The 23629-nt window shown below is 67.0% G+C and carries 21 protein-coding genes, 1 tRNA gene and 1 pseudogene; 13 read left to right on the top strand and 10 right to left on the bottom strand.

What is annotated here, in order from left to right; all coding sequences use genetic code 11:
* The first annotated feature begins 27 nt into the window (after window positions 1–27).
* The 6 genes from BAMB_RS16010 (at window position 28) to BAMB_RS15985 (ending at window position 4197) form a co-directional block, all read left to right on the top strand.
* A tRNA-Phe gene (locus tag BAMB_RS16010) sits at window positions 28–103 on the top strand.
* A gap of 350 nt (window positions 104–453) precedes the next feature.
* Window positions 454–1188, top strand: coding sequence for a 7-cyano-7-deazaguanine synthase QueC (gene queC, locus BAMB_RS16005; protein WP_011658229.1), 735 nt, complete (start codon window positions 454–456; stop codon window positions 1186–1188).
* 74 nt (window positions 1189–1262) lie between these two features.
* Window positions 1263–1895, top strand: coding sequence for a 7-carboxy-7-deazaguanine synthase (queE, locus tag BAMB_RS16000; RefSeq protein ID WP_006755430.1), 633 nt, complete (start codon window positions 1263–1265; stop codon window positions 1893–1895).
* Window positions 1896–1913: 18 nt separating this feature from the next.
* Window positions 1914–2366: a 6-carboxytetrahydropterin synthase QueD gene (gene queD / locus BAMB_RS15995; protein WP_006755431.1), complete on the top strand. Its 453-nt coding sequence runs from the start codon at window positions 1914–1916 to the stop codon at window positions 2364–2366.
* A 266-nt stretch (window positions 2367–2632) separates the two neighbouring features.
* Complete coding sequence (locus BAMB_RS15990) at window positions 2633–3418, top strand: HpcH/HpaI aldolase family protein (RefSeq protein ID WP_011658228.1); 786 nt, start codon at window positions 2633–2635, stop codon at window positions 3416–3418.
* The gene (locus BAMB_RS15985; protein ID WP_011658227.1) at window positions 3415–4197 is read left to right on the top strand and encodes a tetratricopeptide repeat protein; all 783 of its coding nucleotides are present in this window, start codon (window positions 3415–3417) and stop codon (window positions 4195–4197) included. Before BAMB_RS15990 ends, BAMB_RS15985 begins: the two co-directional genes overlap by 4 nt.
* Before the next feature lie 99 nt (window positions 4198–4296).
* Here the strand turns inward: BAMB_RS15985 and rodA are convergent, their stop codons facing one another.
* The 5 genes from rodA to BAMB_RS15960 form a co-directional block, all read right to left on the bottom strand.
* Window positions 4297–5445, bottom strand: coding sequence for a rod shape-determining protein RodA (gene rodA / locus BAMB_RS15980; protein WP_011658226.1), 1149 nt, complete (start codon window positions 5443–5445; stop codon window positions 4297–4299).
* Window positions 5446–5456: 11 nt separating this feature from the next.
* The gene (gene mrdA / locus BAMB_RS15975) at window positions 5457–7727 is read right to left on the bottom strand and encodes a penicillin-binding protein 2 (RefSeq protein ID WP_041491296.1); all 2271 of its coding nucleotides are present in this window, start codon (window positions 7725–7727) and stop codon (window positions 5457–5459) included.
* A gap of 118 nt (window positions 7728–7845) precedes the next feature.
* Entirely contained in the window at window positions 7846–8358 is a 513-nt protein-coding gene (gene mreD, locus BAMB_RS15970) for a rod shape-determining protein MreD (protein WP_011658224.1), read from the bottom strand.
* A complete protein-coding gene (mreC, locus tag BAMB_RS15965) occupies window positions 8355–9425 on the bottom strand; it encodes a rod shape-determining protein MreC (RefSeq protein ID WP_011658223.1) in 1071 nt (356 codons plus the stop codon). The genes mreD and mreC overlap by 4 nt, the downstream gene beginning before the upstream one ends.
* A gap of 139 nt (window positions 9426–9564) precedes the next feature.
* Window positions 9565–10608 (bottom strand): rod shape-determining protein, encoded by a 1044-nt coding sequence (locus BAMB_RS15960; RefSeq protein ID WP_004189550.1) that lies wholly within the window; start codon window positions 10606–10608, stop codon window positions 9565–9567.
* A 368-nt stretch (window positions 10609–10976) separates the two neighbouring features.
* Here BAMB_RS15960 and gatC point away from each other — a divergent pair, with 368 nt between their 5' ends.
* The 5 genes from gatC (at window position 10977) to BAMB_RS15935 (ending at window position 16103) form a co-directional block, all read left to right on the top strand.
* Window positions 10977–11276 (top strand): Asp-tRNA(Asn)/Glu-tRNA(Gln) amidotransferase subunit GatC, encoded by a 300-nt coding sequence (gene gatC, locus BAMB_RS15955; RefSeq protein WP_006477478.1) that lies wholly within the window; start codon window positions 10977–10979, stop codon window positions 11274–11276.
* Window positions 11277–11342: 66 nt separating this feature from the next.
* Entirely contained in the window at window positions 11343–12833 is a 1491-nt protein-coding gene (gene gatA, locus BAMB_RS15950) for an Asp-tRNA(Asn)/Glu-tRNA(Gln) amidotransferase subunit GatA (protein ID WP_011658222.1), read from the top strand.
* A 4-nt stretch (window positions 12834–12837) separates the two neighbouring features.
* Window positions 12838–14313, top strand: a complete 1476-nt coding sequence (gene gatB, locus BAMB_RS15945; RefSeq protein WP_011658221.1) for an Asp-tRNA(Asn)/Glu-tRNA(Gln) amidotransferase subunit GatB — start codon at window positions 12838–12840, stop codon at window positions 14311–14313.
* 126 nt (window positions 14314–14439) lie between these two features.
* Complete coding sequence (locus tag BAMB_RS15940) at window positions 14440–15279, top strand: polyphosphate kinase 2 family protein (protein ID WP_011658220.1); 840 nt, start codon at window positions 14440–14442, stop codon at window positions 15277–15279.
* A 50-nt stretch (window positions 15280–15329) separates the two neighbouring features.
* The gene (locus BAMB_RS15935; RefSeq protein WP_011658219.1) at window positions 15330–16103 is read left to right on the top strand and encodes an exodeoxyribonuclease III; all 774 of its coding nucleotides are present in this window, start codon (window positions 15330–15332) and stop codon (window positions 16101–16103) included.
* Window positions 16104–16218: 115 nt separating this feature from the next.
* On the opposite strand, the gene BAMB_RS15930 is transcribed toward BAMB_RS15935, so the two are convergent.
* Window positions 16219–17271 (bottom strand): NAD(P)-dependent alcohol dehydrogenase, encoded by a 1053-nt coding sequence (locus tag BAMB_RS15930; RefSeq protein ID WP_006755229.1) that lies wholly within the window; start codon window positions 17269–17271, stop codon window positions 16219–16221.
* A gap of 227 nt (window positions 17272–17498) precedes the next feature.
* On the opposite strand from BAMB_RS15930, the gene BAMB_RS15925 reads away from it, so the two are divergent.
* Window positions 17499–18443: an AraC family transcriptional regulator gene (locus tag BAMB_RS15925; RefSeq protein ID WP_011658218.1), complete on the top strand. Its 945-nt coding sequence runs from the start codon at window positions 17499–17501 to the stop codon at window positions 18441–18443.
* 54 nt (window positions 18444–18497) lie between these two features.
* On the opposite strand, the gene BAMB_RS15920 is transcribed toward BAMB_RS15925, so the two are convergent.
* The 4 genes from BAMB_RS15920 to metX form a co-directional block, all read right to left on the bottom strand.
* The gene (locus BAMB_RS15920) at window positions 18498–19532 is read right to left on the bottom strand and encodes a M48 family metallopeptidase (protein ID WP_011658217.1); all 1035 of its coding nucleotides are present in this window, start codon (window positions 19530–19532) and stop codon (window positions 18498–18500) included.
* Window positions 19522–20943 carry an AmpG family muropeptide MFS transporter gene (locus tag BAMB_RS15915; protein WP_011658216.1) on the bottom strand — a complete coding sequence of 474 codons (1422 nt, stop codon included), beginning with the start codon at window positions 20941–20943 and terminating at the stop codon, window positions 19522–19524. Before BAMB_RS15915 ends, BAMB_RS15920 begins: the two co-directional genes overlap by 11 nt.
* Window positions 20944–21060: 117 nt before the next feature.
* Window positions 21061–21669, bottom strand: coding sequence for a methionine biosynthesis protein MetW (gene metW / locus BAMB_RS15910; RefSeq protein WP_011658215.1), 609 nt, complete (start codon window positions 21667–21669; stop codon window positions 21061–21063).
* Window positions 21666–22811 (bottom strand): homoserine O-succinyltransferase MetX, encoded by a 1146-nt coding sequence (gene metX, locus BAMB_RS15905; RefSeq protein WP_011658214.1) that lies wholly within the window; start codon window positions 22809–22811, stop codon window positions 21666–21668. Before metX ends, metW begins: the two co-directional genes overlap by 4 nt.
* A gap of 645 nt (window positions 22812–23456) precedes the next feature.
* Here metX and BAMB_RS36280 point away from each other — a divergent pair.
* Window positions 23457–23594: pseudogene (locus tag BAMB_RS36280) on the top strand (ESPR-type extended signal peptide-containing protein); the annotation flags it as partial.
* Between the last annotated feature and the right edge of the window lie 35 nt (window positions 23595–23629).

The following is a 23629-nucleotide window of genomic DNA, read 5'->3' as shown; positions in this document are numbered from 1 at the left end:
GGCTGGATATACTTTCTCTTCTTCGTTGGCCCGGTAGCTCAGTTGGTAGAGCAGCGGATTGAAAATCCGCGTGTCGATGGTTCGATTCCGTCCCAGGCCACCAGCAGTTCCAACCCCAAGAATCGGAAGGTTCTTGGGGTTTTTCGTTTGTGGTGGGTTTGCGCGGCATCGGTGGTGCGTCCGGCAGCATTCGCCGGAGCGTGATAAAATCCGTGCCCGCTCAATGACTTAGCGCATCGCTTCATGCGCACGGCAGGGCTGCCCGCAGGCGCCGCCGTGACGCGCGGCACCGATGCCGCGCGATGGGCGGTATAAGCGCTCCGCCGCGTTCGCGCACAACCGCGCTGCCTATACTGGTCGAGCCGGCGCAGGCCGGCACGTGTCGGGCCGCCCGGCGGCAGCCGGCCCCGGGGCGCAGCGCGACGCGAGCCTATACATTCACGGAGTATCACGGTGATTCGGACAGACGCTAAAGACGGCGCGCTCGTGCTGTTTTCCGGCGGGCAGGACTCGGCCACGTGCGTGGCCTGGGCCCTGGAACGCTATCAGACGGTCGAGACGCTCGGCTTCGATTACGGCCAGCGCCACCGCGTCGAACTCGAATGTCGCGAAGGCGTGCGCGACGCGCTGAAGCATCGGTTTCCCGCCTGGGCCGGCCGCCTCGGCGACGATCACATGATCGACCTGTCGGTGCTCGGCGCGATCAGCGATACCGCGATGACGCGCACGATCGAGATCGAGACCACGGCGAATGGCTTGCCGAACACGTTCGTGCCGGGCCGCAACCTGCTGTTCATGACGATCGCGGCCGCGATCGCCTATCGCCGCGGGCTGCGCGTGCTGGTCGGCGGGATGTGCGAGACCGATTTCTCGGGCTACCCCGACTGCCGCGACGACACGATGAAGGCGCTGCAGGTCGCGCTGAACCTCGGGATGGACACGCGCATCGTGCTCGAGACGCCGCTGATGTGGCTCGACAAGGCGCAGACCTGGCAGCTCGCCGAACAGCTCGGCGGCGATGCGCTCGTCGAGCTGATCCGCGTCGAGACGCACACGTGCTACGTGGGCGAGCGCGCGGAACTGCACGACTGGGGCTTCGGCTGCGGCGAATGCCCGGCCTGCAAGCTGCGCAAGCGCGGCTACGAGGCCTACCTGAAGGGCGAGCGGGTGACCGAAGCGCCGCTGTGACGCGGTGCGCCGGCGGCGCTTGATGAATAACGGATTCTGATCGACAACGAGCGGCGCGAGCCGGACGAAGCACGATGACTTACGCGGTCAAGGAAATTTTCTACACGTTGCAGGGCGAGGGCGCGAACGCGGGCCGTCCGGCCGTGTTCTGCCGGTTCGCCGGCTGCAATCTGTGGTCGGGCCGCGAAGAGGATCGTGCGGAGGCCGTGTGCCGCTTCTGCGATACGGACTTCGTCGGCACCGACGGCGAGAACGGCGGCAAGTTCAAGGACGCCGAAGCGCTCGTCGCGACGATCGCCGGCCTGTGGCCCGACGGCGAAGCGCATCGCTTCGTCGTCTGCACGGGCGGCGAGCCGATGCTGCAGCTCGACCAGCCGCTCGTCGACGCGCTGCACGCGGCGGGCTTCGAAATCGCGATCGAGACCAACGGCTCGCTGCCGGTGCTCGAGACGATCGACTGGATCTGCGTGAGCCCGAAGGCCGACGCGCCGCTCGTCGTCACGAAGGGCAACGAGCTGAAGGTCGTGATCCCGCAGGACAACCAGCGGCTTGCCGACTACGCGAAGCTCGATTTCGAGTATTTTCTCGTGCAGCCGATGGACGGCCCGTCGCGCGATCTCAACACGAAGCTCGCGATCGACTGGTGCAAGCGGCATCCGCAGTGGCGGCTGTCGATGCAGACCCACAAATACCTGAACATTCCCTGAGCCACGGCCTTTGACATCGTGCTGATTACCCGAAAACTCGAATTCGACGCGGGCCACCGCATTCCCGATCACCGCAGCCAGTGCCGGAACCTGCACGGTCATCGCTACGTGCTCGAAGTCACGCTGCGCGGCGATCTCGTCGATACCGAGGGGGCGCCGGACCGCGGCATGGTGATGGATTTCGCCGACGTGAAGGCGCTCGCGGTCGAGCATCTCGTCAACAAGTGGGATCACGCGTTCCTGGTCTACGCGCGCGACGAAGTCGTGCGCTCGTTCCTCGAGCAGATGGCCGACCACAAGACGGTCGTGCTCGACCGGATCCCGACGGTCGAGAACCTCGCGGCGATCGCGTTCGACATCCTCGCGAACGTGTACGACGCGCACTACGGCGTGAACCTGCGGCTGGAGCGCGTGCGCCTGTACGAAACGCCGAACTGCTGGGCCGACGTCGAGCGCGATCCCGCCCGCTGACGCGTCATTGCCGGCCCGAGCGTGCGCTCGGCGGCCGGCCGCCGGTCGCCCCGCCGCCGGTCGCTTGTAGCCGGTCCCCCCGAAGCCGGTCGCCCGCCACGCGGTGCCCGATCGGGCCCGCTTCACCTGTCTCCCCACATTTCGCCCGACGGCGCGCTATGATCGTTGCGTGGCGCAGCCTGCGCGCCCGCGATCGGGCTGCTGCCGTCCGGCCGTCCCCCGTTGCCTGTTCCGTTCGATTGCCTGTCCGCCAGGAGGCCGTATCGATGAGCACGCTCACCAATTCCCTCAAACAACGTCTGCACGACGGAGACGAGCCGCTGTACGGCCTGTGGCTGTCGCTCGGCTGCGATTCGGCGGCTGAAGCGCTCGCGCACGCCGGCTACGACTGGCTCTGCATCGACATGGAGCATGCGCCGAACGACAGCCGGGACGTCGCGTCGCAACTGCGCGCGCTGGCCGCCGCGCACCTGCCGAGCGAGCCCGTCGTGCGGGTGCCGGGGCGCGAGCCGTGGCTCGTGAAGCGCGCGCTCGACGCCGGCGCGCGCACGCTGATGTTCCCGTGCATCGAGACGGCCGACGAGGCCGCGCACGCGGTGCGGCTCACGCGCTTCCCGTCGCCGGATTCACCGGACGGGCTGCGCGGCGTGGCCGGCATGGTGCGCGCGGCGGCGTTCGGCATGCGCCGCGATTACCTGCAGACGGCGAACGCCCAGATCGCGGTGATCGTGCAGATCGAATCGGCGCGCGGCATCGACGAAGTCGAGCGGATCGCCGCGACGCCGGGCGTCGACTGCCTGTATGTCGGCCCGGCCGATCTGGCGGCGAGCCTCGGGCATCTCGGCGACAGCCGCCACCCGGATGTCGAGACCGCGATGGCGCGCGTGCTCGCGGCCGGCAAGCAGGCCGGCGTCGCGGTCGGCATCTTCGCGAGCGATACGGCCATCGCGCGCCAGTATCGCGAGGCCGGCTACCGGATGATCACGCTGTCGGCCGACGTGACCTGGCTGCTGCGCGCGACGCGCCAGGCGCTGCAGGAGGTGCGGTCATGAACGACGACGACGACGACGGCGCCGGGACGGGACGCGCGCGGCGCGCGACCGGTGTACGTGGGCGGATCGGTGCGATGCTCGGGCTGTGGGTCGTGTGCATCGCGGCGTCGGCGCAGAATGCGCCGCACGCGAAACCGGATCCGGCACACGAGACGCAAGCGGCGGTGGCCGCCTACAACGCCGGCGACTATCGCGCGGCGCTGGTGCAGTTCCACGACGCAGCCGAACGCGGCGACCGGCTCGCGCAGTTCAATTACGCGATGATGCTGCTCACCGGCGTCGGCGTGACCGCGAAAGTCGACGAAGGGCTGCGCTGGCTGAAGCGGGCGGCCGACGCGAACATGTCGCACGCGCAGTACGTGTACGGACGGATGTTCGACGACGGCGAATTCGTCGCGCGCAATCCGGCCGAAGCGCACCGCTGGTTCCTGCGTGCGGCGAAGCAGGGGCACGTGCAGGCCGCGCTGTCGCTCGCGAACCAGTTCCTCGACGGGCGCGGTACGCCGCGCGACAACCGGCAGGCGTTCGCGTGGTACAAGCAGGCGGCCGACGCGGGCGAGCCGACCGCGCAGTACGTGACCGCGTCGTTCTACGAGCGCGGCGGCGACGGCGTCACGCAGAACCTGAACATCGCGCGCGCGTACTATGCGGCCGCGGCCGCGCAGGGCGACGAGACGGCCGAGCTGAAATTCAAGGAGCTGAGCGCGCGACTGAAGACGCAGGAGCCGGCATCGGGCGCCGGTGCAGACCACGCAAGCCCACGCGCGACGCCGCAATGACGGCGGCCGGCTGAACTCGGCCTGCCCAACGAAAAACGGCGCCCGCGGCGCCGTTTTTCATTGCTGCGACTGCTCGCAGCCGCGTGCCACGCCGCAGCGTCAGCTCTTCATCAACCGCCGCTGTCGCCCGACGCTCATGATCATCCCGATCGCGACGCCGAGCGTCGCCAGCGCGGTGCCGCCATAGCTCATGAACGGCAACGGCACGCCGACGACGGGCAGCACGCCGCTCACCATCCCGATGTTGACGAACGCGTAGACGAAGAACGCGAGCGTGAGCGAGCCCGCGAGCAGCCGGCCGAACAGCGTCGCGCCCTGCGCGGCGATGTAGAGCCCGCGCGCGATCAGCGCCATGTACAGCGTCAGCAGCACGAGGCCGCCGGCGAGCCCCCATTCTTCCGAGAACACCGCGAAGATGAAGTCGGTGTGCTTCTCCGGAATGAATTCGAGGTGGGCCTGCGTGCCCTTCAGGTAGCCCTTGCCGAGTGCGCCGCCCGAGCCGATCGCGATCACGGCCTGGATCGTGTGGAAGCCCTTGCCGAGCGGGTCGGAGGTCGGGTCGAGCAGCGTGCACACGCGGTGCTTCTGGTAGTCGTGCATCAGCGGCCACTGCACTTCGGGCTGGCAGATGCGATCCTCGAACACGGCGATCGAGCCGACCGCGATCACGCCCGCGACCAGCACCGGCACGATCAGCTTGAACGACAGGCCGGCGAGGTAGATCACGAAGAGGCCGGCCGCGAACACGAGCAGGCCGGTGCCGAGGTCGGGCTGCTTCGCGATCAGGCCGACCGGCACGAGCAGGATCCCGAACGCGACGACGAAGTCGTACCAGCGCAGCCCGCCTTCGCGGCGCTGGTAGTACCACGCGAGCATCAGCGGTGTCGCGATCTTGAGGATTTCGGACGGCTGGATCACGACGCCGACGTTCAGCCAGCGCTTCGCGCCTTTCTTGGTCATCCCGAACAGCGCGACCGCGATTAGCAGCGCGACCCCGAACGTGTATAGCGGGACCGCGAAGCGCATCAGCGTCGTCGGCGGGATGTTGGCGATCACCCACATCAGCACGAACGTCAGCAGGATGTTGCGCAATTGGTCCTCGACGCGGCCCGGCATGTCGATCGCCGCGCTGTACAGCGTGACGATGCCGACGCACAGCAGCAGGAACACGATGAGGGCGAGCGGGCGGTCGAAACCCGCGAACATCTGCTTGATCTTGTCGAGCCAGGCGCGCTTGTCGAATTGCATGCCTTTCTCCGTTAATGAGCGGTGCCGGCGTTCACCGCTTTCGCGGTGGCCGAGGCACGGAAGTTGTCGTCGCGCGGCCCGGTGGCGACCGGCTGTGCGCCGCTCGCGGGCCGGTGGGGCCGGTGCGGGCGCCGGATCGGCGGCAGGCTCGCGGCCATCGGCGCCGCGGCGCTCGCGTCGGACGGCTGCGCCGCGCTCGATGCATCGGGTGCCGACGCGGCGTCCGCCGCACTTGCCGCGCTCGCCGCGGTCGGCACGACCGGCTGCGGCAGCGCGGTGAAGCCGGCCGCGACGGCGGCGGGCTTCGATGCGTCGCCGACCACGGGCGCGCTCACCGGCTCGGTCGCCGACGCGGCGGCGGCCACGGCCGCGGCCTCGTTGTTCGGGTTCTGACGTTCGACGAGGTAGTAGTCGAGCACGCGGCGCGCGATCGGGCCCGCGGCCTGCGCGCCCCAGCCGCCGTTCTCGACGACCAGCGCGACGGCGATCTGCGGATGGTCGACCGGCGCGTACGCGATGAACAGCGCGTGGTCGCGCAGGTGCTCGGCGAGCAGGTGGCCCTTGTAGTTCGAGCCCTGCAGCGAGAACACCTGCGCGGTACCGGTCTTGCCGGCCGCGAGGTACGGCGCGCCGCGGAACACCTTGTACGCGGTGCCGGACGGATTCTCGATCACGTTTTCCATCCCGCGCTTCACGACGTCGATGTCGCCCTGCTTGAGCGGAATCACTTCGCTTTCCTTCGGCACGGTCAGGTGGCGCGCGCGCGAGATCGGATCCTCGACTTCCTTCACGAGGTGAGGCTTCATCACGACGCCGTTGTTCGCGAGCGTCGCGGTGGCGTGCGCGAGCTGCAGGATCGTGTACGAGTTGTAGCCCTGGCCGATCCCGAGGCTGATCGTTTCGCCGTCGAACCACTTCTGCTGCGCGGCCTTCTTGAACGCCTTCTTCTTCCAGTCGGTCGACGGCAGGATCCCGCGCGCCTCGCCCTGGATGTCGATGCCGGTGATCTGGCCGAAGCCGAACGGCTTCATGAAGTTCGCGATCGCGTTCACGCCGAGGTCGCGCGCGAGCATGTAGAAGTAGGTGTCGTTCGACACCATGATCGCCTTGTTCATGTCGACCCAGCCCTGGCCCGAGCGCACGTCGTTGCGGAACGTGTGGCCGCCGAACGTGAAGTAGCCGGGATCCTGGAAGCCCCAGCCCGGCGTGCGCTTGCCGAGCGTCAGGCCGGCCAGCGCCATGAACGGCTTGTACGTCGAGCCGGGCGGGTAGGTGCCGTGCAGCGGCCGGTTCAGCAGCGGCTTGTCGGGCGAGTTGTTCAGCTCGTCCCAGGTCTGCTGGTCGATGCCGTCGACGAACGAGTTCGGGTCGAAGCTCGGCGACGACACGAACGCGAGCACGTCGCCCGTCTTCGGCTCGATCGCGACGAGCGCGCCGCGCTTGCCGGCGAACGCCTGCTCGGCGACCTGCTGCAGCCCGATGTCGAGCGACAGCACCAGGTTGTTGCCGGGCGTCGCCTGCGTGCGCGACAGCGTGCGCACGGGCCGGCCGCCGGCCGTCACCTCGACTTCCTCGAAGCCCGTGAGGCCATGCAGGTCGGCTTCGTAGCTCTGCTCGACGCCGATCTTGCCGATGTAGTCGGTGCCCTTGTAGTTGTTCGCGTCGCGACGCGGATCGTAATGTTCCTGGTCGCTGTCGTTCTCGTCGCTCATCGCATCGATGCGATCCTGGTCGCGCTTCGAGATCCGGCCGATGTAGCCGATCACGTGCGCGGCCGTCATGCCGAGCGGGTACTGGCGGAACAGCCGCGCGCGCACGTCGACGCCGGGGAAGCGGAAGCGCTGCGCGGTGAAGCGCGCGACTTCCGCGTCGGTGAGGCGCGTGCGGATCGGCAGGCTCTCGAAGTTCTTCGAGTCTTCCTGCAGCTTCTTGAAGCGGCGGCGGTCGCGCGCGTCGATCGGGATGATCTCGGACAGCTTGTCGATCGTGTTGTCGAGCGTGTCGTCGAGCTTCGACGGCGTGATCTCGAGCGTGTACGCCGAATAGTTCTTCGCGAGGACCACGCCGTTGCGGTCGGTGATGATCCCGCGGTTCGGCACGATCGGTGCGACCGAGATGCGGTTTTCCTCAGCCTGCAGCGCATATTTGCCGTGCTGCATCAGCTGCAGGTAGAAGAAGCGGCTCGCGAGCAGCCCGAAGCAGACGAACACGAACACGCCCGCCGCCGCGACGCGCAGGCGGAACTTCGAGAGCTGCTGTTGGGTGTCGTTGAATTCGGTCATGCGGTTACATTTGATCCGGCCCATGCACGGCGAGCGCGCGCGGACGAGGGGCCGCCCCGGAGCGCGGCGCGCGGCGGGCGTGGGGGCGGCGGGTGTTCAAGGTCGGTCCCGGTGCGGCTCAGATGGGGCGCGTATCGTCCGGGTCAACCGGGCGGCGTTGCGGCATCAGCAGCAGGTGGCTCGCGATCGGCCACAGCGCGGCCTCGACGAAGCCGTCCACCAGATAGCGCCAGCCGGGAAACGCGGCGCCCATCATCAGGCGGATCACGAACGGCACCAGCTGCGCGGCGACGAGCAGCGGCGTGACATACAGCACCTGCACGCCGATCGGCATCCACAGCACGCGGCGGTGGATCGTGATCGCCCCGTACGACAGCAGCGTATAGGCGAGCGCGTGCTCGCCGAGCAGCCCCGCGTCGTGCACGTCCATCAGGATGCCGAGCACGAACGCGACGCCCATCCCGACCTTGCGCGGCTGGTGGATGTTCCAGAACAGCAGCACGAGCGCGACGAAATCGGGCACGCCGGGCAGGCGGCCCCACGGCATCAGGTTCAGCAGGAACGCGGCGGCGAGGCTGAAGACGATGAAGTACGGGTTGACCGGCTGCAGGATGTATTGCGGACGGTTCATCGCTGGGCTCCTGGTTGCCCGGCCGCGGGCTTCGCGGCCGCGGCAGCGGGCTGGGCGGGAGCTGCGGGCGCCGCCGGCGCGGGTTTCGCGCCGGGTGCGGCCGCGGCGGCCGGCTTCGCGTTCGCGTCGGCCTTCTCGGCTTTCTCCGCTTTCTCGCCCTTCGCGGCGGCCTTCGCGCCTTTCTTTCCCTTCTTGTCGGCGGCCGGCTCCGGCTCCGCCGGGCGCGGCGGGACGTCGTTCTGGTAATGCAGCACCAGCATCTGGCGCGCGCCGCGCACGGCGGCGACCGGTGCGCAGGTCACGCGGGCGAACGCGGTATCGGCGAGCTTGTCGACGTGCACGACCTTCGCGACCGGCAGGCCCGGCGGATAGACGCCGTCGAGGCCGCTCGTGACGAGCTCGTCGCCCGCGACGAGGTCCGAGCTCGTCGGCACGAAGCGCAGATCGAGCGAATCGCCCTTCGGCGTGCCGTAGATCACGCTGCGCAGGCCGGTGCGCAGCACCTGCACGGGAATCGCGAGATCGCGGTCGGTGATCAGCGTGACTTCGGCCTGCAGCGGGAACACGCGCGTGACCTGGCCGACCACGCCGTCTTCACTGACGACCGGCGAGCCGTCCTGGATGCCTTGCTGCGAACCCTGGCCGATCACGATCTTCTGCGTGAACGGGTCGCTCGTGTCGTACTGGATCTCGACCGGGGTCGACTGCGTGGCGATGTGCTGGCGCAGTTCGAGCACCGCGCGCAGATGCATGTTTTCCTGCGCGAGCACGGCGGCCTGGTTGGCCTGCGTGGACAGTTGCAGGTTGCGCTTGCGCAGCGCGTCGTTGTCGTGGCGCAGCGATGCGCCCGTGACGGCGATGTCGGCCGCGCCCATGAACAGGTCGCGCGGCACGAGCGCCGCGCGCTGCAGCGGGTACAGCACGGTGCCGAGCACGCCGCGGACGATTTCGAGCGTGCTGAAGCGCGCGTCCGACACGAGGAGCGCGATGGCGAGGGCGACGAAGAAGATGAGCCGCGCGAGCGCGGGCGGACCTTGCTTGAAGAGGGGCGGCGGACTGTATTCCATGGTCGGCGCCGGGCGCGTGGTGATCGGTTAAATAATGCTCAGACGCGCAAACGGCGTGGCGGTTCGTTCTGAACGAGCGATCCGGCCACGCCGCGGGTGCGTCATATCAAACGGGACTGCTTAGGCGATCACTCGGCGATCACTCGTACGAGAAGATGCTGCCCAGCTTGTCCATGCGCTCGAGCGCCATGCCCGAGCCGCGCACGACGCAGGTGAGCGGGTCTTCGGCGACGAGCACCGGCAGGCCGGTTTCTTCCGCGAGCAGGCGATCGAGGTCGCGCAGCAGCGCGCCGCCGCCCGTCAGCATCATCCCGCGCTCGGCGATGTCGGCGCCGAGTTCCGGCGGCGTCTGCTCGAGGGCGATCTTCACCGACGACACGATCTGGTTCAGCGGATCGGTCAGCGCTTCGAGGATTTCGTTGCTCGAGATCGTGAAGCTGCGCGGAATGCCTTCCGACAGGTTGCGGCCCTTCACTTCCATTTCCTTGACTTCGGAGCCCGGGAACGCGGAGCCGATTTCCTTCTTGATCGCCTCGGCGGTTTGCTCGCCGATCAGCATCCCGTAATTGCGGCGGATGTAGTTGACGATCGCTTCGTCGAACTTGTCGCCGCCGACGCGCACCGAGCCCTTGTACACGATGCCGCCGAGCGAGATCACGCCGACTTCGGTCGTGCCGCCGCCGATGTCGACGACCATCGAGCCGGTGGCTTCCGACACCGGCAGGCCCGCGCCGATCGCGGCCGCCATCGGCTCCTCGATCAGGTAGACCTGCGATGCGCCGGCGCCGTGCGCCGCTTCCTTGATCGCGCGGCGCTCGACCTGGGTCGAGCCGCACGGCACGCAGATGATGATGCGCGGCGAAGGCGAGAACATGCGCGACTCGTGCGCTGTCTTGATGAACTGCTTGATCATCTGCTCGGTGACGGTGAAGTCGGCGATCACGCCGTCCTTCATCGGGCGGATCGCCTCGATGTTGCCCGGCACCTTGCCGAGCATCTGCTTGGCTTCCTTGCCGACCGCCTGGATCGTCTTCTTGCCGTTGGGGCCGCCTTCCTGGCGAATCGACACGACGGAGGGCTCATCGAGCACGATGCCCTTGCCGCGCATGTAGATCAGGGTGTTTGCGGTGCCGAGGTCGATCGCGAGATCGTTGGAGAAGTAGCTGCGCAAAAAACCGAACATTCAGAATCCTGTTTCGCTCTGGGCCGGCCCTGCATAGCGAGCGCTGAGGGCGGCAGCGGAAAAAATAACAGCCTCGGGAAGCGTGGCGGAAGCGGCCGCCGCGGCGCACGAAGCTGCGAGTGATGTCTACCGGGGATCGCACGAAGCACGCACGGCTTGCCGAAACGAGGCGAAACGGTGCGGGAAAAGGCTGCCGGGTTTGGGTCGAACGCGTAATGATACCTTATAATTTCACGGTATTTGAATCGAAACGGGCGGTATTTTTGCCGCTTCGGCCCCGATTTTTGAGGGTGGGATCGCACCCTCCAACCCCCCGCCGCAGCGCTGCTTTCGCTGCGCCGCGCAGCCTTGTTTTTTCCGGTGATCGCATGGCCCTGACCCTGACCGATGTGAAACGCATCGCGCACCTGGCGCGACTCGAAATGGCCGACGCCGACGCCGAGCACATGCTCGGCCAGCTCAATGAATTCTTCGGCCTCGTCGAACAGATGCAGGCGGTCGACACCGCCGGCATCGCGCCGCTCGCCCACCCGATCGAACAGATCCAGGAAGTCGCGCAGCGCCTGCGCGACGACGCCGTGACGGAAGTCGTCAATCGCGACGACAACCAGCGCCCGGCGCCGGCCGTCCAGGACGGCCTCTACCTCGTGCCGAAGGTGATCGAGTAAGCATTCGATGACAAGCGCGCCGGCGCCGCGCCGCGCGCCACCCAGAATTCCCAGGAAAACCACTCAATGCACGCAAAAAGCCTGACCGAACTGCGCGCCGCGCTCGCCGCCAAGGAATGCTCGGCCGTCGAGCTCGCGCAGCTCTACCTGAAACGGATCGACGCGGCACGCGACCTGAACGCGTTCGTCCACGTCGACGCCGACCTCACCCTTGCGCAGGCGAAGGCCGCCGACGCTGAACTCGCGCGCGGCGCGGGCGGCGCGCTGACCGGCCTGCCGATCGCGCACAAGGACGTGTTCGTCACGCGCGGCTGGCGCTCGACCGCCGGCTCGAAGATGCTCGCGAACTACGAGAGCCCGTTCGACGCGACCGTCGTCGCCCGCCTGCAGGCGGCCGGCATGGTCACGCTCGGCAAGACCAACATGGACGAGTTCGCGATGGGCTCGTCGAACGAGAACTCCGCGTTCGGCGCGGTGAAGAACCCGTGGGACACCAACGCGGTGCCGGGCGGCAGCTCGGGCGGTAGCTCGGCCGCCGTCGCCGCGCGCCTCGCGCCGGCCGCGACCGGCACCGACACCGGCGGCTCGATCCGCCAGCCCGCGTCGTTCGCGGGCGTGACGGGCATCAAGCCGACCTACGGCCGCGTGTCGCGCTACGGGATGATCGCGTTCGCGTCGTCGCTCGACCAGGGCGGCCCGATGGCGCAGAGCGCGTCCGACTGCGCGCTGCTGCTGAACGCGATGTCCGGCTTCGACGAGCGCGACTCGACGAGCCTCGAGCGTGAGGACGAGGATTTCACGCGCCACCTCGGCCAGCCGTGGGCGGCCGGCAACGATGCGGGCAAGCCGCTTGCCGGGCTGCGCATCGGTTTGCCGAACGAGTATTTCGGTGACGGCCTCGCCGACGACGTGCGTGCGTCGATCGACGCGGCGCTCAAGCAGTACGAGGCGCTCGGCGCGACGCTCGTGCCCGTGTCGCTGCCGAAAACCGAATTGTCGATCCCCGTGTACTACGTGATCGCGCCGGCCGAGGCGTCGTCGAACCTGTCGCGTTTCGACGGCGTGCGCTTCGGCCACCGCGCAGCGCAGTACGGCGACCTGCTCGACATGTACAAGAAGTCGCGCGCCGAAGGCTTCGGCCCCGAGGTGAAGCGCCGGATTCTCGTCGGCGCCTACGTGCTGTCGCACGGCTACTACGATGCGTACTACCTGCAGGCGCAGAAGATCCGCCGCATCATCGCGCAGGATTTCCAGGAAGCGTTCAAGTCCTGCGACGTGATCATGGGCCCGGCCTCGCCGACGGTCGCATGGGATCTCGGCTCGAAGGGCGACGATCCGGTGCAGATGTATCTCGCGGATATCTACACGCTGTCGGTGAGCCTCGCCGGCCTGCCCGGCATGAGCGTGCCGTGCGGCTTCGGTGCGAGCGCGAACGCGAAGCGCCCGGTCGGTCTGCAGATCATCGGCAACTATTTCAACGAAGCCCGGATGCTGCAGGTCGCCGACGCGTTCCAGCGCGCGACCGACTGGCACAAGCAAGTTCCGGCAGGGGTGTAAGCATATGGCTACTCAATGGGAAGTCGTCATCGGTCTCGAGACGCACGCGCAACTGTCGACCGTCTCGAAGATTTTCTCCGGCGCACCGACGCAGTTCGGCGCCGAGCCGAACACGCAGGCATGCCCGGTGGACCTGGCGCTGCCGGGCGTGCTGCCGGTGCTGAACCGCGGCGCGGTCGAGCGGGCGATCCGCTTCGGCCTCGCGATCGGCTCGACCATCGCGCCGCGCAGCATCTTCGCGCGCAAGAATTATTTCTACCCCGATCTGCCGAAGGGCTATCAGATCAGCCAGTACGAGATTCCCGTCGTGCAGGGCGGCCAGATCACGATCCAGGTGCCGGCCAACGAAAAGGCCGGCAAGCCGGCGTACGAGAAGACGGTCAACCTGACCCGCGCGCACCTCGAGGAAGATGCGGGCAAGTCGCTGCATGAAGACTTCGCCGGGATGACCGGGATCGACCTGAACCGCGCGGGCACGCCGCTGCTCGAGATCGTCACCGAGCCGGAAATGCGCAGCGCGGCCGAGGCCGTGGCCTACGCGAAGTCGCTGCACGCGCTCGTCGTGTGGCTCGGCATCTGCGACGGCAATATGCAGGAAGGCTCGTTCCGCTGCGACGCGAACGTGTCGGTGCGGCCGGTCGGCCAGGAAAAGTTCGGCACGCGCGCGGAAATCAAGAACCTGAACTCGTTCCGGTTCCTTGAAGAAGCGATCAACTACGAAGTGCGTCGCCAGATCGAGCTGATCGAGGACGGCGGCGAAGTCGTGCAGGAAACGCGCCTCTACGATCCGGACAAGCGCGAGACGCGTTCGATGCGCAGCAAGGAAGACGCGCACGACTACCGCTACTTCCCCGACCCCGACCTGATGCCGCTCGTGATCGGCCAGGACTGGATCGAGCGCGTGCAGGCCGGGATGCCCGAACTGCCGGCGGCGATCCAGCAGCGCTTCGTCGAGCAATATGGCGTGTCCGCGTACGACGCCGGCGTGCTGACGTCGAGCAAGGCGATGGCCGCGTACTTCGAGGCCGTGGTCGCGAAGGCCGGCGCCGCGAACGCGAAGATCGCCGCGAACTGGCTGATGGGCGACGTGTCGTCGCAGCTGAACCGCGACGGCATCGAGATCGACGCGATTCCGGTGTCGGCAGCGCAGCTCGCGCTGGTGCTGCAGCGCATCGCCGACGGCACGATCTCGAACAAGATCGCGAAGGAAATCTTCTCGGCGATCTGGGACGAGAAGGCGACCGACGAAGCCGCGGCCGACCGCATCATCGACGCGAAGGGCCTGAAGCAGATCTCCGACACCGGCGCGCTGGAAGCGATCATCGACGAGGTGCTCGCCGCGAACGCGAAGTCGGTCGAGGAATTCCGCGCGGGCAAGGAAAAGGCGTTCAACGCGCTGATCGGCCAGGCGATGAAGGCGACCAAGGGCAAGGCCAATCCGCAGCAGGTCAACGAACTGCTGAAGAAGAAGCTCGGCTGAACATGGCCGCGCGCCTGAACCGCGCCTGACGACGGGCCGCCGCCGAACCTGTTCGGGGCGGCCCGTCGCTTTGGTGCATGCGTTATCGTGTGCGCGTGTGCATCGCACCGTCCAACGGAGGAACGAATGGCGAAACAACCGTCGCTCGACGATTTCCGCGTGCCGTACAGCACGCGTGACAAGGAAGTTGCCGCATTCAGGCTCGATGCGTTCGATCCGGCCGCGAAGCCGTTCTCGTCGGGCTCGAAGGATGCCGACCGCGAACGGCTCAGCGCCGTGTCGACGGAGCTCGACGTGCAGCAGGAGCGCCTGCACACGCAGCAGAAGAAGCGCGTGCTGCTCGTGCTGCAGGGGATGGACACCAGTGGCAAGGACGGCACCGTGCGCGCGGTGTTTCGCGACGTCGATCCGCTCGGCCTGCGCATCGTGCCGTTCAAGGCACCGACGCCGATCGAGGCCGCGCACGACTTCCTGTGGCGCGTGCACGCGCAGGCGCCGGCCGCGGGCGAACTCGCGATCTTCAACCGCAGCCACTACGAGGACGTCCTCGTGCCGCGCGTGCTGGAGCTCATCAGCGACAAGGAATGCGAGCGCCGCTACCGGCAGATCCGCGATTTCGAGACGATGCTCGCGGAGAACGGCACGACGATCGTCAAGTGCTTCCTGCACATCTCGAAGGACGAGCAGCGCGAGCGGTTGCAGGCGCGCATTGACGATCCGACGAAGCACTGGAAGTTCGACATCGCCGATCTCGACGCGCGCAAGCACTGGGATGCATACCAGTCGGCGTACCGCGATGCGCTCGCCGCAACCTCGGCCGAGCATGCGCCGTGGTACGTGATCCCGGCGAACTCGAAAACCCATCGCAACGTGATGATCGCCGAGCTGCTGCTGCGCACGATGACCGACATGAAGCTCGAATTCCCGCCGCCGAAGCCGGAGCTCGAAGGCGTGAAGATCCGCTAGGCTGCGATCCTGTCAAACACATCGAACTGAACTGAACAACGGAACCCGACATGATGCGAGTGATTACCGCCAACCTGAACGGCATCCGCTCCGCCGCGAAGAAGGGCTTTTTTGAATGGCTCGGCGAACAGAATGCCGACTGCGTGTGCGTGCAGGAAATCAAGGTATCGGCCGACGACCTGCCGGCCGACTTCGTCGAGCCGCATGGCTTGCGGAGCTATTTCCACCACGCCGAGAAGAAGGGCTACAGTGGCGCGGGCATGTACAGCCGCCACGAGCCCGATGACGTGATCATCGGCTTCGGCAGCAGCGAATTCGATCCCGAGGGACGCTACGTCGAGGCGCGCTACGGCAAGCTGTCGGTCGTGTCCGTGTACGTGCCGTCCGGCTCGAGCGGCGAAGAGCGTCAGCAGGCGAAGTACCGCTTCATGGACGAGTTCATGCCGCATCTCGCCGAGCTGAAGAGCAAGCGCGAGGTGATCCTGTGCGGCGACGTGAACATCGTCCACAAGGAAATCGACATCAAGAACTGGAAGAGCAACCAGAAGAACTCGGGCTGCCTGCCGGAAGAACGCGCATGGCTCACGCAGCTGTTCGACGATGTCGGCTATGTCGACGTATTCCGCACGCTCGACCCGCGCCCCGAGCAGTACACGTGGTGGAGCAACCGTGGCCAGGCTTACGCGAAGAACGTCGGGTGGCGGATCGATTACCAGATCGCGACGCCGGGCGTGGCCGGCACCGCGAAGCGCACGTCGATCTTCAAGGACATCAAGTTCAGCGATCACGCGCCGCTGACGGTCGATTACGACTACAAGAAGTGATCGGCGGCGCTACGCGATGCGATGCGCGTAGCGGCCGGGCCGACCGGTAGCCAGATGCAAAACGGGCCGCATGTCGAACATGCGGCCCGTTTCGCTTGGGGTAGCGCTTGCTGCGTTACTGCTTGAGCGACGCCATGTCCACCACGAACCGATACTTCACGTCGCTCTTGAGCATGCGCTCGTAAGCGGCATTGATCTGCTGCATCGGGATCGTTTCGATGTCCGACGTGATCCCGTGCTCCGCGCAGAAATCGAGCATTTCCTGCGTTTCCGCGATCCCGCCGATCAGCGAGCCCGCGAGGCGGCGGCGCTTGAAGATCAGGTTGAACACCTGCGGCGACGGATGGTCGTGCTCCGGCGCGCCGACGAGCGTCATCGTGCCGTCGCGCTTCAGCAGGTGCAGGAACGGATTCAGGTCGTGCTGCGCGGCCACCGTGTTCAGGATGAAGTCGAAGCTGTTCAGGTGCGCGTTCATCTGAGCTTCGTCCTTCGAAATCACCACTTCGTGCGCGCCGAGCCGCTTGCCGTCCTCGATCTTCGACGGCGAGGTCGTGAACAGCACGACGTGCGCGCCCATCGCGCGCGCGAGCTTCACGCCCATGTGGCCGAGCCCGCCGAGGCCGACGATCCCGACCTTCTTGCCGGGCCCGACGTTCCACTGGCGCAGCGGCGAGTAGGTCGTGATCCCCGCGCACAGCAGCGGCGCGGCGCCGGCCGGGTCCAGCGTCTCGGGCACGCGCAGCACGAACGCCTCGTCGACGACGAGCTGGGTCGAATAGCCGCCGTACGTGATGTCGCCCGTCACGCGGTCCTGGCCGTTGTAGGTGCCGACGAAGCCGTTCTCGCAATACTGTTCGAGACCTTCCGCGCAGCTCGGGCAGGTGCGGCACGAATCGACGAGACAGCCGACGCCGACCAGCTCGCCGACCTTGAAACGCGACACCTGCGGGCCGGTTGCGGTCACGCGGCCGACGATTTCATGGCCCGGCACGACCGGATAGATCGTGTTGCGCCATTCGTTGCGGGCCTGGTGCAGGTCCGAGTGGCAGACGCCGCAGTACAGCACCTCGATCTGGACGTCGAGGTCGCGCAGCGCGCGGCGCTGGAATTCGAACGGGGCGAGCGGCGATTGCGCATCGGTCGCCGCGTAAGCGTAGGTTGTGCTCATGCAGGGGGCTCCTTGTCCGGGAAAACATCCGGCGAAACAGACTGCCGCCGCGCCATGTGGCGACGCGGCGAGACAGGTGCCCATCGTACGGAGCGAGCCGCCGCGGCGAAATACACGAAGGTCTGGAAGATTTGCCCATTCCTCTCGAATTGCACGCCAACAGCCGTCAAAACGCTTTCAAAGTGCTACATTGCAAGCCAGATTCTCTTGCCGGACAGGACGACGCGATGAGCTTCCAGCCCCTTTTCGACGATATGGGCGACCGTGTGCGGCGCCGCATGATCGAGCTGCATTCGAGCCTCGCGCCGAACGAGGGCGATACGCTGGCGGCGCTCGACGGCGTGCGCTTCTTCCGCGTGAGCCGCCCCGTGCCGCGCATGCCGGTGCTGTACGAGCCGAGCATCATCGTCGTGTGCCAGGGCCGCAAGCTCGGCTATCTCGGCGACCGCTCGTTCGTCTACGACGCGCAGCAGTATCTCGTGCTGTCGGTGCCGCTGCCGTTCGAATGCGAAACCTTCGCGAGCCCGGACGAGCCGTTTCTCGCGATCTCGATCCGCGTCGATCTCGCGGTGATCGCCGAGCTCGCGATCCTGCTCGACGAGACGCTTGGCGCGGCGGTCAGCGAGCCGCACGGCGTCTATTCGACGCCGCTCGATGCGCCGCTCGCCGACGCGGTGGTGCGGCTCCTCGAAGCGCTCGCGTCGCCGCACGACACCTGCGTGCTCGGGCCGGCGATCATGCGCGAGATCGCATACCGCGTGCTGACGGGCGCGCAGGGCGACGCGATTCGCGCGGCGCTCGCCCAGCAGCATCATTTCGGCCGCGTCGCGAAGGCGCTGCGGCGCATCCATGCGGACCTGAAGGCCGATCTCGATGTCGAGACGCTCGCGCGCGAGGCCGGGATGAGCCTCGCCGTGTTCCACGCGCAGTTCAAGCACGTGACGGCGACGTCGCCGATGCAGTATGTGAAGGCCGCGCGCCTGCACCAGGCGCGCTTGATGATGGTGCAGGACGGCGTCGGCGCGGGTGCCGCCGCCGCGCGGGTCGGCTATGCGAGCGCGTCGCAGTTCAGCCGCGAATTCAAGCGGCTGTTCGGCCGCAGTCCCGGTGACGAAGTGCGCTGGATGCGCGAGAGCGGCAGCCGGCCGGTCGAATCGGGCGTCGGCGCGTAGCGCCGCGTCACACGCTGGCGATGCCCGACGGAAAGCCGCGGCCTGCGGCGATGCTCAGCGCCGCGCGACCTTGCGTCGCTGCGCGCTGATGCCCGCATAGTCGGGCAGCGTGTCGACGCGCTTGCCCGTCGCCTTCGCATACAGCGGCATCAGGTCCTGCAGCCGGTTCAGCAGATCCTGCCGCCGCGTCGCGCCGTACGGATGCGTGTAGATGAATCCCGACGTCTTGTTCGCGCGGGTGGCCGCCGCGAGCTTGTCCCACAGCGTGATCGCCGCGCGCGGATCGAAGCCCGCGCGGGCGGCGATGTCGCCGCCGATCACGTCGGCTTCGGTCTCGTCGGTCGGGTCGTAGCGCAGCGTCTGCAGACGTGCGCCGAGGTTCAGCGCCTGCGGCAGCGGATCGCCGACGCCGAACAGCGGCGGCAGCGCGGCCGCGCGCAGCGACGTTTGCGACGCCGTGCCGAGATTGCTGCGTGCGTGTTCGCGCAGCGCATGGGCGATGCCGTGCGCAAGCAGCACGCCGAGTTCGTCGTCGTTCAGGCGGACGCGATCGAGCATCCCGCCGTACACGAGCACCTTGCCGCCCGGCAGGCACGTGACGCGGATGTCGCGCGAGCGGATCGCATTGACGTCCCACGCCCAGCTCTTCACGCGATCGTTCCACTTCACCGAATACGGCGCCAGCTTCATGACGATCGCGCGCAGGCGTTTCACGCGCGGCTGATTCGCGGGCAGCAGGCGGTCGCTGTCGGCGGCCGTTTGCACGATCTGCGCGTATTCGCTCGCGGTCAGCTGTTCGAGCAGCGGCGACGGGATCAGCGTGCGGAACGCGATCGCGTCGCCGTAGCGGACCTGCTGCGACGTCGGCGCATAGGCTTTCGACGGCACGGCCCCGCCGCTCGGCTGCGCGGCTTCGGCGGCAGACGGCGCGACGGTGGTCGCCGGCGTGGACGGCGCAGCCGCCGCGGAGCCGGCCGCGGCTGCCCCGGCGTCGGTCGGATGCGTGCTTGCCGCCGCGCCGAGCGCCGCGACGCCGACGCTCAGTGCGGCGGCGACGCGTGCGGCGCGAAGCAGGCGGTCATTGCGCACGGCTCGCCTCGCCGTTGCGCGCGACGCCGTTCCACGGCGCGATCTTGAACAGCAGCAGCATGCCGGGGATCGCGAGCGCGGTGCACACGATGAAGTAGTCGAACCAGCCGATCTTCGCGACGATGAAGCCGCTCGCGGCCGACGCGAGCGTGCGCGGCACGGACGCGAGGCTCGTGAACAGCGCGAACTGCGTGGCCGTGTAGCGCGGGTCGGTCGTGCTCGCGATGTACGCGACGAACGCGGCCATCGTCAGGCCGGTGGTGAAGGTTTCGACGCCGTAGACGATCGCGAGCGCGACCGTCATCGGGCTGAACTGCGGCGTGACGACGACGCCGAACACCGACAGCGCCGACGCGATCGCGTGGCTCGTCGATACCGTGAAGTCGTACAGCACGGCCAGCACCGGCGAGCCGGGGCCGAGCTGCGCGAGCCACGCGAAGCCGAGGGTCGACACCATCTGCAGCGCGCCGAAGATCCACAGCCCGCGGCCGATCCCGATCTTCACGAGCCACACGCCGCCGATGATGCCGCCGGCGACGCTCGCGACCAGCGCGGTGGTTTTGGCGACGATGCCGATCTCGGTGCGCGTGAAGCCGATGTCGAGGAAGAACGACGTCGACAGCGTGGTCGCCATCGTGTCGCCGATCTTGAACAGGAAGATGAACGCGATGACCAGCAGCGCGCCGGCCCAGCCGTCGCGCTGGATGAATTCGCGGAACGGCAGCACGATCGCGTCGCGCAGGTTGCGCGGCGGCGTGCCGACCACTTCGGGCTCGCGCACGACGAGCGTCATCAGGATGCCCGGCAGCATGAATGCGCCGGTGATCGCGAACACGGCGTCCCACGGCATGTGGTCGGACAGGATCAGCGCCAGCGAGCCGGGAATCAGCGCGGCGAGCTTGTAGGCGTTCACGTGCACCGCGTTGCCGAGGCCCTGCTCGGTGTCGCGCAGCAGTTCGCGGCGGTACGCGTCGATCACGATGTCGGCGCTCGCGCCGAAGAACGCGACGAGCGTGGTGAGCGCGGCGACCGTCCAGATCGAGTCGCGCGGCGACACGAAGCCGAGCGTGGCGATCGCGCCCGCGACCAGCAGCTGCGTGAGCAGCAGCCAGCCGCGCCGGCGGCCCGGCCGCCAGCCGGGCAGGCGCGGGATGTAGCGGTCCATCAGCGGCGCCCACAGGAACTTCCACGTATACGGGAACTGGATCAGCGCGAACAGGCCGATTTCCTTCAGGTTCACGCCTTCGGAGCGCAGCCATGCCTGCACGAGGTAGACGAGCGTGAACAGGGGCAGACCGGACGTGAACCCGAGGAACACGCAGATCAGCATGTGCGTGTTCAGATAGGCTCGCCAGCCGGGGTGATCCTCGTGAGCGGTGAGCGCGGGCGCCTCGTGTGGCGTTTTCGACATGGAATGGAACTGGGTAGCGTTGACTGATTGCGGCGGCAGCGCAGGCGGCGCGAGCGGCGCAGAAGGGGGCGGCCGCACGCGCGTGCGGGCCGGATCATCCGTCAACGGCCCCCGGGCTCAGCTGCGCTTGACGCGATAGACAGCAAGACTACCACGCCAGTTCGCTCCCCAACGAATCGGCTGGCCTTCGTGCAGCACGACGCGGTCGAGAATCGTGACGCCGACTTCCGGCGCGAGCGCCTCGAAATCCTCGATCGTCAGCACCCGGACGTTCGGCGTGTTGTGCCACTGATAAGGCAGCGCCTTCGACACCGGCATCCGGCCGTTCAGTACCGACAGCCGATGCGGCCAGTAGCCGAAATTCGGGAACGACACGATGCATTCGCGCCCGACCCGCGCGGTTTCGCGCAGGATCGCGGCCGTCTGGTGAATCGTCTGCAGCGTCTGCGACAGGATCGCGATGTCGAAGCTGTGGTCCTCGAACAGGCGCAGGCCGTCTTCCAGGTTCTGCTGGATCACATTGATGCCGTTCTTCGCGCTCGCGAGCACGCCCGCGTCGTTCAGCTCGATCCCGTAGCCGGTCACGTCCAGTTCTTCCATCAGCAGCGCGAGCAGCGAGCCGTCGCCGCAGCCGAGGTCGAGCACCGTCGAGCGCGGTTCGACCCAGCGCGCGATCGTGCGGAAGTCTGCGCGCGCGGACAGGGAGTTCAGGGCTTGCTGGTTCATGCGCCTACCTCGTTGGCGATTCGTTCGTAATACGCGCGCAGCAGGTTGTGATAGCGCGCATCGTCGAGCAGGAACGCGTCGTGGCCGTGCGGCGCGTCGATCTCCGCGTAGCTGACCGTGCGCTTGTTGTCGAGCAGCGCCTTCACGATCTCGCGCGAACGCGCCGGCGCGAAGCGCCAGTCGGTCGAGAAGCTCGCGATCAGGTACTTCGCCTGCGTATGCGCGAGCGCGGCCGTCAGATTGCCGTCGAACGCCTTGGCCGGATCGAAGTAGTCGAGCGCGCGTGTGATCAGCAGGTAGGTGTTCGCGTCGAAGTAGTCGGCAAACTTGTCGCCCTGGTAGCGCAGGTACGACTCGACCTCGAACTCGACGTCGAAGCTGAAGTTGTACGCGTCGAGCGCGCCGTCCGCGCGGCGCAGCGCACGGCCGAATTTCTCGGCCATGTCGTCGTCGGACAGGTACGTGATGTGGCCGATCATCCGCGCGACGCGCAGGCCGCGCTTCGGCTTCACGCCGTGCGCGTAATAGTCGCCGCCGTGGAAGTCGGGATCGGACAGGATCGCCGAGCGCGCGACTTCGTTGAACGCGATGTTCTGCGCGGACAGCTTCGGTGTCGACGCGATGTCGATGCAGTGTGCGACGCGCTCCGGATACATCAGGCTCCACGCGAGCGCCTGCATCCCGCCGAGGCTGCCGCCCATCACCGCGGCGAAGCGCTCGATGCCGAAGGCATCCGCGACGCGCGCCTGCGCGTGCACCCAGTCCTCGACGGTGACGACCGGAAAGCGCGCGCCGTATGGCTTTCCGCTCGACGGGTCGATGCTCATCGGGCCGGTCGAGCCGAAGCACGAGCCGAGGTTGTTCACGCCGATCACGAAGAAGCGGTTGGTGTCGAGCGGCTTGCCCGGGCCGACCATGTTGTCCCACCAGCCGGTGCTGCGCGGATCGTCCGCGTAGACGCCGGCGACGTGATGCGACGCGTTGAGCGCGTGGCAGACGAGCACCGCGTTCGAACGCGCGGCGTTGAGCTCGCCGTACGTTTCGACGACGAGCTGATAGTTGCCGATCACGCTGCCGCTTTGCAAGCGCAGTGGTTCGGCGAAGTGCATGGTCTGTGGAGCGACGATGCCGATCGATTCCATTCGTTCCGCCTTATGACTGGGCGGCTAAACGGTGTCGGCGATGCGCGGAGGCGAAGGTGCGCGGCTGACGACCTCTTTAGCCGCATTTGTAGTGAACCTGCCGGGACCAAGACGCATCAAGGCCCGGCCGGTTCGCGCGCCCGCAATCGAGTCAGCAAATCGGCGCGCTTCCGACCTGCCGCCAGGTGGCGGCAGTCGGCAAAGTATAGCGGATTTTCTGGCGAGGGAGCGGTCCGGAAGACCGCGCTCGAGCAGGGGCCGGCGCATGCCGTCCGGCGTCACTGTTCAGTGAAACGCGTTGTCGCCACGATTTTTTTAATACAGAAAATATCGAATTGTTCCGATAGCCGGTGCAGCGGTAAATCCTTTAAATCCCGTGACATTTATTAAAATTAAAAAGTAATTCGTACAGGTTCTAAGTGAATTTTCATACATTTAGTTCGTGTCCTGTTTTTGGGATGAGGGCATGTCAATAGAGTTTCAGCCAGCTTTCAGTATCCGGTTGAAACCCGCGATTTCGCAGCGCTGTCGACGTGATCGTCCCCTGTGTTCATGCGATTTCTCAGTATGCACGTTTCGCATTTCTTCCCGGAAAGCCGTAAGCGTTGAGCTACTTGTCACCGCTCGCCGAGTCGTCGCATCGATATGGCTTGTCAAAGCCGATGCGCGTCGAGGAGAGGTTTACCAAAGGAAAAGGTTCGTATGAACAAGTCGTATCGTGTCGTGTGGAACGCCTCGACCAGCACTTGGTGCGCGGCATCGGAAATTGCACGTGGGCGCTCGAAATCGTCGCGCTCCGCGAAATCGAAAATTGCGGT

The organism is Burkholderia ambifaria AMMD (assembly GCF_000203915.1).
GTDB lineage: Bacteria > Pseudomonadota > Gammaproteobacteria > Burkholderiales > Burkholderiaceae > Burkholderia > Burkholderia ambifaria.
This window is presented reverse-complemented; position numbering and strand designations above follow the sequence as displayed.

What these genes read in the sequence shown, in the direction of transcription:
- queE (WP_006755430.1), top strand. Translation starts at nt 1,263, where the DNA reads ATGACTTACGCGGTCAAGGAAATTTTCTACACGTTGCAGGGCGAGGGC.
- BAMB_RS15990 (WP_011658228.1), top strand. Translation starts at nt 2,633, where the DNA reads ATGAGCACGCTCACCAATTCCCTCAAACAACGTCTGCACGACGGAGAC.
- BAMB_RS15985 (WP_011658227.1), top strand. Translation starts at nt 3,415, where the DNA reads ATGAACGACGACGACGACGACGGCGCCGGGACGGGACGCGCGCGGCGC.
- rodA (WP_011658226.1), bottom strand. Translation starts at nt 5,445, where the DNA reads ATGCAATTCGACAAGCGCGCCTGGCTCGACAAGATCAAGCAGATGTTC.
- mrdA (WP_041491296.1), bottom strand. Translation starts at nt 7,727, where the DNA reads ATGACCGAATTCAACGACACCCAACAGCAGCTCTCGAAGTTCCGCCTG.
- mreD (WP_011658224.1), bottom strand. Translation starts at nt 8,358, where the DNA reads ATGAACCGTCCGCAATACATCCTGCAGCCGGTCAACCCGTACTTCATC.
- mreC (WP_011658223.1), bottom strand. Translation starts at nt 9,425, where the DNA reads ATGGAATACAGTCCGCCGCCCCTCTTCAAGCAAGGTCCGCCCGCGCTC.
- BAMB_RS15960 (WP_004189550.1), bottom strand. Translation starts at nt 10,608, where the DNA reads ATGTTCGGTTTTTTGCGCAGCTACTTCTCCAACGATCTCGCGATCGAC.
- gatC (WP_006477478.1), top strand. Translation starts at nt 10,977, where the DNA reads ATGGCCCTGACCCTGACCGATGTGAAACGCATCGCGCACCTGGCGCGA.
- gatA (WP_011658222.1), top strand. Translation starts at nt 11,343, where the DNA reads ATGCACGCAAAAAGCCTGACCGAACTGCGCGCCGCGCTCGCCGCCAAG.
- gatB (WP_011658221.1), top strand. Translation starts at nt 12,838, where the DNA reads ATGGCTACTCAATGGGAAGTCGTCATCGGTCTCGAGACGCACGCGCAA.
- BAMB_RS15940 (WP_011658220.1), top strand. Translation starts at nt 14,440, where the DNA reads ATGGCGAAACAACCGTCGCTCGACGATTTCCGCGTGCCGTACAGCACG.
- BAMB_RS15935 (WP_011658219.1), top strand. Translation starts at nt 15,330, where the DNA reads ATGATGCGAGTGATTACCGCCAACCTGAACGGCATCCGCTCCGCCGCG.
- BAMB_RS15930 (WP_006755229.1), bottom strand. Translation starts at nt 17,271, where the DNA reads ATGAGCACAACCTACGCTTACGCGGCGACCGATGCGCAATCGCCGCTC.
- BAMB_RS15925 (WP_011658218.1), top strand. Translation starts at nt 17,499, where the DNA reads ATGAGCTTCCAGCCCCTTTTCGACGATATGGGCGACCGTGTGCGGCGC.
- BAMB_RS15915 (WP_011658216.1), bottom strand. Translation starts at nt 20,943, where the DNA reads ATGTCGAAAACGCCACACGAGGCGCCCGCGCTCACCGCTCACGAGGAT.
- metW (WP_011658215.1), bottom strand. Translation starts at nt 21,669, where the DNA reads ATGAACCAGCAAGCCCTGAACTCCCTGTCCGCGCGCGCAGACTTCCGC.
- metX (WP_011658214.1), bottom strand. Translation starts at nt 22,811, where the DNA reads ATGGAATCGATCGGCATCGTCGCTCCACAGACCATGCACTTCGCCGAA.